Here is a 6,873-nt window from a genome sequence, read left to right as displayed (position 1 = left end):
GGCAGAACCGGTGGCCGCAGTGGCCAGCGCGCCGCAGCCGTCACCACCGCTGGCACCGCCCGCCGCCGCATCCGCAAAACCAATCGCCCCGCGCAACCACCTGCGCGCCCTGTGGTCGGCCGTGGTGCTGCTCACCGCGCTGCTGCTGGCCAGCCTGTGGCTGCACCCGGGCACCACGCCCCGCCGCATCACGCAGGACGACATCGACGCCGCCGTGCTGCGCACCCTGGAGAACACCACCTTGCCATCGCCCGCCACAGCGGCGGTGGAGGCCGTGGCGCCCTCGGTGGTGCGTGTGGCGAGCTACACGCGCAGCAAGAACGGCAAGAAAGAGCTCGAGCGCGGCATTGGCACCGGCGTGGTGATTGTGGATTCGGGAATCATCCTCACCAACCTGCATGTCGTACTGGGGGCCAGCCGCATCACCATCACCTTCCATGATGGGCTGGAAACCACCGCCAGCGTCACCGGCGTCCAGCCCGAAAACGACCTGGCCGTGCTGCAGGCCCACAAGGTGCCCGACGACCTGGCCGCCGCGCCGCTGCGCTCCACGCAAGACCTGCGGGCGGGCGACCAGGTGGTGGCCATCGGTTTTCCGTTTGGCATCGGGCCATCGGCGTCGGCGGGCGTGGTGTCGGGCCTGGACCGTGAATTCGATCCGCCCGAAGGCACCCGTCCGCTCACCAACCTGATCCAGTTCGACGCGGCCGCCAACCCCGGCAACTCGGGCGGCCCGCTGGTCACCATGGAAGGCGAGGTGGTGGGCATCGTCACCGCCATCCTCAACCCCACCGAGGCCCGCACCTTTATCGGCATCGGCTTTGCCGTGCCCATTGAAAACGCCGCGGCTGCGGTGGGCATGCCGCCGTTTTAGCAGGAGGCACCCCCCTGAGCTTCGCGCCTTCCCCCTCTCTCGCTTCGCTGCGCGATGCGGGAGGGGGACGCCCCCAGCGCACGGACTGGATATGCCGCCTTCGCGGCGGGGCGGCCCTTGCGCGGGGGCGCTGGCTTTGCACCGCGCCAGTTGCTCGGGCTGGTGACGGCCCGCAGCATCGTTGATCACTGACAAGGAAGGGAACCCATGGAAGCCGCAACGAACAACGCATCCACCGCCACGCTGATGGAGCAGGTGCTCTACGAGGTCAAGCGCGTCGTGGTGGGGCAAGACCGTTTTCTGGAACGTGTCATGGTGGCCATGCTCGCCCAGGGCCATCTGCTGGTCGAGGGCGTGCCCGGCCTGGCCAAGACGCTCACCATCAAGACGCTGGCGCGCACCATCCAGGGCAGTTTCAAGCGCATCCAGTTCACGCCCGACCTGGTGCCCGCCGACCTGGTGGGCACGCGCATGTACAACCAGAAGACGGGCGAGTTCAGCACCACGCTGGGCCCAGTGTTCACGCACCTGCTGCTGGCCGACGAAATCAATCGCGCCCCCGCCAAAGTGCAAAGCGCCCTGCTGGAGGTGATGCAGGAGCGCCAGGTGACGATTGCCGGCGAAACCCACAAGGTGCCCGCGCCTTTTTTGGTGATGGCCACGCAAAACCCCATCGAAACCGAAGGCACCTACGCCCTGCCCGAAGCGCAGGTGGACCGCTTCATGATGAAGGTGCTGCTGGGTTACCCCACCGAAGAGGAAGAGTTCGTGATTGCCCAGCGCGCGCTGGCTGCGCCCGTGCAGGTGCTGCCCGTGGCCACCACGGCGCAGCTGTCGGCCCTGCAGGCCGAATGCCGCAGCGTGTATGTGGACCCGTCGCTGCTGCAATATGCGGTGAAGCTGGTGGCAGCCACGCGGGCGCCCGCGCAGCATGGCGTCCAGGACATTGCGCAGTTCATTGCCTGCGGCGCCAGCCCGCGCGCCACCATCTGCCTGGCTGAAGGCGCGCAGGCCCTGGCGATGCTGCGCGGGCGCGCCTACGTGCTGCCCGAAGACATGACCGATCTGGCGGCCGATGTGCTGCGCCACCGGCTGTCGCTGTCGTACGAGGCGCTGTCGGACGGGCTGGATGCCGATGCGCTGATTGCCCGCATCATGGCCAAGATACCGGCGCCTGCGCGGCCTTTGCACCACCTGCAAAACAGCTTGGGCACTCACCATGAGCAACAAGCCGCCTGAACCCGCCACCGGGCAGCCCCTGCCCCGCTTGCCCGGCGAGGCCGACCGCCTGCTGCGGCAGCTGGAGTGGCATGTCATCCGGCGGCTCGACGGCCTGCTGCAGGGCGACTACCGCACGCTGGTGCGCGGCAGCGGGCTCGACCTGGCCGATCTGCGCGAGTACCAGCCCCACGACGATGTGCGCCACATCGACTGGAACGTCACGGCCCGCCTGAACACGCCCCATGTGCGCGTGTTCACCGAAGACCGCGAAATGTCGGCCTGGTTTCTGCTGGACCTGAGCCCCTCCATCCACTTTGGCCCGCAGGGCCACGCCAAGCGCGACATCCTCACCCGCTTTGTGGCCGTGCTGGCGCGCCTGCTCACGCGCCACGGCAACCGCGTGGGCGCCATGCTGTATGGCGCGGGGGGTGCGGGTGGCGCAAAGAATGCAGAGGGCCGCAGCGCACGCGCGGTAGATGCCGTGCTGCCCCCGCGCAACAGCCGCGCGCAGGTGCTGCACCTGGTGCACCGGCTGCTGCAACCGGCCGCCGAACGGGCGGCGGGCGGCACGCAACTGGGCGTGCTGCTGCAGGCCGGGCTGGGCGGCATTCGCAGGCGCTCCACAGTGTTCGTGGTGTCGGACTTCATCAGCGCGCCCGGCTGGGAAAAGCCGCTGGCCCAGCTGGCGCAGCGCCACGACGTGGTGGCCGTGCGCCTGTTCGATCCGCTCGAACTGGAGCTGCCCGACCTGGGCCTGGTGCTGTTGCGCGATGCCGAGACCGGCGAGCAACTGCAGGTCGACACGCACGACAAGGCCTTTCGCCAGCGCTTTGCCCGCCTGGCCGCCGAGCGCGAGGCCGCCCTGCGCACCAGCCTGGCCGCCGCGGGCGCCGACACGCTGGAGCTGCGCACCGATGACGACCTGATCGACGCCCTGCTGCGCTTCATGGACCTGCGCCAGCGCCGCGCCGGGCCGCGGCTGCGCGCTGTCCAGTCCAGCCCCCGCCCCACCACCGTGCTGGCCGGGCAGACCGCGCAGGCCACTGCCTGAAACCCACTCACCCAAGGACAACCGACCATGGCTTTTCTCTGGCCCACCCTGCTCTGGCTGCTGCTGGCGGTGCCGCTGCTGGTGGCGCTGTACGCCTGGCTGCTGCACCGGCGCAAGCAGCAGGCGCTGAACTACCCCAGCCTCGGCCTGGTGCGCGCGGCGCTCGGCCCCGGCCAGCGCCTGCGCCGCCACATCCCGCCCACCCTGTTTTTGCTGGCGCTGGTGGCCCTGCTGCTGGCGGCGGCGCGCCCCATGGCGGTGATCACGCTGCCCTCAGAGCAGCAGACCATCGTGCTGGCCATGGATGTGTCGGGCAGCATGCGCGCCACTGACGTGGAGCCCGACCGCCTCACCGCCGCGCAGAACGCCGCCAAGGCCTTCATTGCCGAGCTGCCGCGCCATGTGCGTGTGGGCATCGTGGCGTTTGCGGGCAGCGCCCAACTGGCGCAACTGCCCACCCAGAGCCATGAAGACCTGGTCAAGGCGATCGACAGCTTTCAGCTGCAGCGCGGCACGGCCACGGGCAACGGCATCATGCTGGCGCTGGCCACGCTGTTCCCCAACGCAGGCATCGACATTGCGGCGCTGGGCGAGCGCCAGGCCATGCGGCCGCGCTCGCTCGACGAGGTCACCCGGCAGGACCCGGCCAAGACCTTCACGCCCGTCGCCCCCGGGTCTTACAACTCGGCCGCCATCATCATGCTGACCGACGGCCAGCGCACCACCGGGGTGGACCCGCTCGAAGCCGCCCAGTGGGCCGCCGACCGGGGCGTGCGTGTGTACACCGTGGGCGTGGGCACGGTGCAGGGTGAAACCATCGGTTTCGAGGGCTGGTCGATGCGCGTGCGGCTCGATGAAGAAACCCTCAAGGCCGTGGCCTTGCGCACCCAGGCCGAATATTTCCACGCCGCCACCGCCGCCGACCTGAAGAAGGTCTATGAAACCCTGAGTTCGCGCCTTACGGTGGAAAAGCGCGAAACCGAAGTCTCTGCCCTGCTGGCGCTGGTGGGGGCGGCGCTGGCGGTGCTGGCCGCCGGGCTGTCGGTGGGGTGGTTTGGGCGGGTGATGTAGTTAAAAAACTATCAAAATAATAGCTGCTTGCGCTTACTCCATAAGTGCTAGAGCCAAAAAACACCCAAAATACCCGTTATTCGACCAGTCCTCCGGGGCCATCCACCAAGGTGGCCAGCGGCAGGTCGTGCAGCTCTTGCAGCAAGCGCACCAGTTGCTGTGCGGCGGCATCCACCACCGCGCGGCCCTTGTCGGCGGTGGCGGCGGCGGCATTGCCCACGGCACCGGCCACGTGGTAGTCCTGCATCTGCCAGCCCAGCTTGGCGCTTTTGCCGTTGCCCAGGATGGCGTAGCGCTCGGCCCGGTCCTGCGAGGTGGAGCGGAAATCGCGCGCGTGTTCCATGTGCACCGCGCTTGGCGCCAGGTGCAGCATCATTGAGGTCTCGATCTCGCCCGCATGGATGCCAAAGCGGTGCTCTTCGGCACTGAATTGGCCAGCCACGGCGTCGGGCAGAGGCAGGCTGAACCAGCTGGCGCTGTAGACCAGCAGATGGCTGCGCGTGCGCAACTCGCGCGCCACGATGTCCATCACGCTGACCTGGCCGCCATGGCCGTTGAACAGCAGGAGCTTTTTCACCCCGGCGCGCGCCACGCATTCGCCAATCTCGGTCCACAGCGCGATCACCGTGGCGGGCGACAGCGTGAGCGTGCCGGGAAAGCGGATGTGCTCGGGGCTCAGGCCCACCACCTGCGGCGGCAAAAACAGCACGGGCAGCGCAGCGGGCAGCAGCGGCAGCGCGGCGTCCATCACGCCCTGCAGCAGCGTGGCATCCACCGACAGCGGCAGGTGCGGCCCATGCTGCTCGATGGCCGCCACGGGCAGCACGGCCACCGTCTGCCGGGCCTGGCCGCTGGCGCGCAGCCCGGTGAAGTCGCGGGTGGAAAGGTCGGCCCAGAAGCGCGACGGCAGGGGTGGATGGGTGGCAGCAGTCATGCCCGCCATGGTAGTGGCTGCCGCCTCGGCCTGGGCATGAAAGGAATGCAGGTCACTTGAGCCCCGTGGTGAGCAGCCAATACAGCAGATGGCCCACGCCCATCGCCAGCAACAGCACCAGTGCCAGCCCGCTGGCGCGCGTGCTGAAGCCACGGCGGCGCTGCCATGCCCGCACTGCCAGCGCCGCCACCAGCCCCACGCCCGCCAGCACGGCCCACACCACCCAGACAAGGCCCCGGTAGATGCAGCCAAAGTTCTCGCAATACAACGTGAAGCCGTGAAAGGACAGCGCTGCCAGCAACGCACACAGGCCCAGCAGCAGCCAGCCGCTGCCACGCAGCAGGCGGGTGAGCGAGCGCGACCAGATAGTTGCTGCAGGAACGACCACAGAAGAAGAAGAAGAAGAAGAGGGCTGCATGGAAGTGGCTGTGCCCGACAGGGGCATGGCCACCCCGACTATCCACCAGTTGGAAGCACCCCGGTGCACGGGATGCAATGGCTTACCCCGACGGTCAGACAACGGGGACAATAGCGGCTCGCGCGCGGTCGTTTTGCATCAAGCCCTTGGGACCGCGGCGCTCACTTTTTGCACGTCGCCATGCCTTTGTCCCTGCCCTCTTTTTCTATTGCCTCCTCGCGCCAGCAACGCTGGCTTCGCCTCGCAGTGGGCGCACTGGCGGCCTTGATCGTGTGGTGGCTGGTCAGCTGGCTGGCTATTGCGCACCTGGCGAAAGGCCCGCTGGAGCGCATCGCCAGTGAACAGCTGGGCCGACCGGTAACCGTGGGGGCGATCGAGTTCACGCCCTGGACGCTGGAATTGACCCTGCGCGACATCGCCATTGGCGGCGCCCAGGGCGGCCCCCCGCAGCTTCAGATTGCACGCATCTATGCCGATGCCGAGCTGCAGTCGCTGGTGCGCCTGGCGCCGGTGGTGGATGCCCTCGCGATCGACGCCCCCCATCTGCGGCTCACGCACCTCTCGGACGGCCACTACGACGTGGACGACATCCTCGCGCGGCTCGCCGCCCCCAGCGACAAACCGGCCAGCGGCCCCGCACGGCTGGCGCTTTACAACCTGGCGCTAACGGACGGCACCATCGAATTCAACGACCACAGGGTCGACGCACTCCACACCGTGCGCCAGCTGGCCCTCAAAGTGCCTTTCATCAGCACCCTGCCCTCGCAACGCGAGATCAAGGTGGAGCCGCACCTGTCGTTTGTCGTCGGCGACAGCCGGTTTGACTCGTCGGTGCAGGGCACGCCTTTTGCACAGACCGGCAAGGGCGACGCCACGGTGAAGTGGGAAGGGCTTGATCTGGCGCCTTACCTGCCCTACCTGCCCGCCAGCCTGCCGGTGCGGGTGCAGGGTGCGCTGCTCGACCTGGACCTGAAGGTGGCGTTTGAGCAGGCACCCCGCCTGGCCGTCACACTGAGCGGCACGGCGCAGACACGCAACGTCAAGATTGCTGACCGCAACAACCAGCCCCTGCTGTCGTACGAGCGCCTCACGGTGGACATGGCCGATGTGCGGCCGCTCGACCAGGTGGTGCGCCTGGCCCGCGTGGAGCTGGCGTCGCCCATCGTGACGGCCGCGCGCAATGCCCAGGGCGCGGTCAACCTCGCGCAACTGGCTACCCCGGCCGCCGCCGCCAAACCGGCAGCGCCGGCACGCACATCACCGGCGGCATCGGCCCCCCAGGCCCCCGCCAGCAGCGCAAACCC

Annotated in this window: 7 protein-coding genes; 5 read left to right on the top strand and 2 right to left on the bottom strand. The window is 68.5% G+C overall.

Annotated elements, in window-relative coordinates; all coding sequences use genetic code 11:
• The first annotated feature begins 10 nt into the window (after window positions 1-10).
• The 4 genes from DTW89_RS18275 to DTW89_RS18260 all read left to right on the top strand — a co-directional run bounded on the left by DTW89_RS18275 (window position 11) and on the right by DTW89_RS18260 (window position 4,217).
• On the top strand, window positions 11-874 hold the full coding sequence (locus tag DTW89_RS18275) for a S1C family serine protease (protein WP_442858120.1): 864 nt from the start codon (window positions 11-13) through the stop codon (window positions 872-874).
• Between the two features lie 207 nt (window positions 875-1,081).
• On the top strand, window positions 1,082-2,113 hold the full coding sequence (locus DTW89_RS18270) for an AAA family ATPase (protein WP_114656967.1): 1,032 nt from the start codon (window positions 1,082-1,084) through the stop codon (window positions 2,111-2,113).
• The gene (locus DTW89_RS18265) at window positions 2,094-3,146 is read left to right on the top strand and encodes a DUF58 domain-containing protein (protein WP_114656966.1); all 1,053 of its coding nucleotides are present in this window, start codon (window positions 2,094-2,096) and stop codon (window positions 3,144-3,146) included. Before DTW89_RS18270 ends, DTW89_RS18265 begins: the two co-directional genes overlap by 20 nt.
• 27 nt (window positions 3,147-3,173) lie before the next feature.
• Complete coding sequence (locus tag DTW89_RS18260; protein WP_114656965.1) at window positions 3,174-4,217, top strand: VWA domain-containing protein; 1,044 nt, start codon at window positions 3,174-3,176, stop codon at window positions 4,215-4,217.
• 76 nt (window positions 4,218-4,293) lie between these two features.
• Here DTW89_RS18260 and DTW89_RS18255 read toward each other — a convergent pair whose 3' ends face one another.
• Window positions 4,294-5,151 carry a creatininase family protein gene (locus DTW89_RS18255; protein WP_114656969.1) on the bottom strand — a complete coding sequence of 286 codons (858 nt, stop codon included), beginning with the start codon at window positions 5,149-5,151 and terminating at the stop codon, window positions 4,294-4,296.
• Window positions 5,152-5,203: 52 nt separating this feature from the next.
• On the bottom strand, window positions 5,204-5,569 hold the full coding sequence (locus DTW89_RS18250) for a hypothetical protein (RefSeq protein ID WP_236637208.1): 366 nt from the start codon (window positions 5,567-5,569) through the stop codon (window positions 5,204-5,206).
• A gap of 180 nt (window positions 5,570-5,749) precedes the next feature.
• On the opposite strand from DTW89_RS18250, the gene DTW89_RS18245 reads away from it, so the two are divergent.
• The coding region (locus DTW89_RS18245; RefSeq protein WP_114656964.1) for a DUF748 domain-containing protein at window positions 5,750-6,873 on the top strand (1,124 nt) is incomplete at its 3' end.

This window comes from Acidovorax sp. BoFeN1 (genome assembly GCF_003345135.1).
Taxonomy (GTDB): domain Bacteria; phylum Pseudomonadota; class Gammaproteobacteria; order Burkholderiales; family Burkholderiaceae_C; genus Acidovorax; species Acidovorax defluvii.
This window is presented reverse-complemented; position numbering and strand designations above follow the sequence as displayed.